Origin of the sequence: Vibrio sp. YT-17 (assembly GCF_033337375.1) — a bacterium.
GTDB classification, from domain to species: Bacteria; Pseudomonadota; Gammaproteobacteria; order Enterobacterales; family Vibrionaceae; genus Vibrio; species Vibrio alginolyticus.
The window spans coordinates 1-1643 of sequence record NZ_JAWOQP010000068.1 but is presented as its reverse complement, the minus strand read 5'-3'; the positions used below and the strand labels follow the sequence as shown (position 1 = coordinate 1643).

Below are 1643 nucleotides of genomic sequence, written 5' to 3'. Positions count from 1 at the left end.
GAACTCATCAACGGCGATTTCTGCTTGTTTTAAGCTATCTTGTAGACCCCAGTGAACCAAAGCCAAATCTTCAGCTGGACGACCATCTTGTTCAAAACGTTTTAGCGTCGCGGAGCTTAGGTATAGCTGACTGAGAATGTCACCTAAACGCGCAGATAAACGCTCTTTACGTTTCAACGAACCACCAAGTACCGCCATTGAGATATCAGACAGAAGCGCTAGGTTGGCACTGTAACGGTTTAGCTGTTGGTAGTAGCGTTTCGTAGCATCTTTAGTCGGTGCCGATGAACCGAGACCATCGCTCAAACCAAACCAAATACTGCGAACGAGGTTACTCATGGTAAAGCTCACGTGGCCAGCTAACGCTTTGTCGAATTTCTCAACCGCGTCGCTCGCTTCTGAGTAAGCTGCGTTCATTTCTTCAAGTACATATGGGTGACAACGAATCGCACCTTGACCGAAGATGATCATCGAACGAGTCAGAATGTTTGCACCTTCTACCGTTACGGCGATTGGAGAGCCTTGGTAGCCACGAGCGAGGAAGTTTGAAGGGCCTAAACAAATGCCTTTACCGCCGACAATGTCCATCGCGTCGATGATGCTTTGTTGACCGCGGTGGGTACAGTGGTACTTCACAATTGCAGAAATAACCGATGGCTTTTCACCTAGGTCGATACCTGCAACAGTTAGGTTGCTGGCCGCATCCATGACGTATGCATTACCGCCAAGACGCGCCAATGGCTCTTCAACGCCTTCCATGTGACCGATTGGTTGTTTGAACTGACGACGAATGCGAGAGTATGCACCCGTTGCCATCGCAGCCGATTTGATACCACCCGTCGAGTTAGAAGGTAGCGTGATGCCACGGCCGACCGACAGACATTCCACCAGCATGCGCCAGCCTTGCCCTGCCATTTTCTCACCACCGATGATGAAATCGATAGGAACGAAAATGTCTTTACCACGGGTTGGACCGTTCTGGAATGGCACGTTTAGTGGGAAATGACGGTTGCCGATTTCTACACCTTTCACATCCGTTGGGATCAGCGCACATGTGATACCAAGATCTTCTTTATCACCAAGCAGGCCTTCTGGGTCACGCAGTTTGAATGCAAGGCCAAGTACCGTCGCAACAGGTGCAAGCGTGATGTAGCGTTTGTTCCACGTTAGACGCATACCCAACACTTCTTTGCCTTCCCATTCGCCTTTACAAACGACGCCGTAATCTGGGATTGAGCCTGCGTCTGAGCCAGCCTCTGGGCTAGTTAGTGCGAAACATGGGATTTCTTTACCTTCAGCTAGGCGAGGTAAGTAATAGTTTTTCTGCTCTTCAGTGCCGTAGTGTTGCAGTAGTTCACCAGGGCCTAACGAGTTTGGAACACCAACGGTAGATGACAAAACGCCAGAAACACCCGTCAGCTTTTGCAGTACCAAAGATTGAGCGTATGCAGAGAACTCTAGACCACCGTACTTTTTCTTGATGATCATGGCGAAGAATTTGTTGTCTTTCAGATACTGCCAAACTTCAGGTGGTAAATCCGCGAGTTCATGCGTTACTTGGAAGTCGCTGACCATAGCACACACTTCGTTTACTGGGCCGTCTAAGAACGCTTGCTCTTCAGCGCTAAGTTTTGGCGCTTGAG

The 1643-nt window shown here is 49.4% G+C and carries 1 protein-coding gene; it reads right to left on the bottom strand.

The window, feature by feature from the left end:
- Positions 1-1643, bottom strand: a 1643-nt coding sequence (locus R7F67_RS23870; RefSeq protein ID WP_318057418.1) for an acyl-CoA dehydrogenase, incomplete at both ends; no start/stop codon positions are given.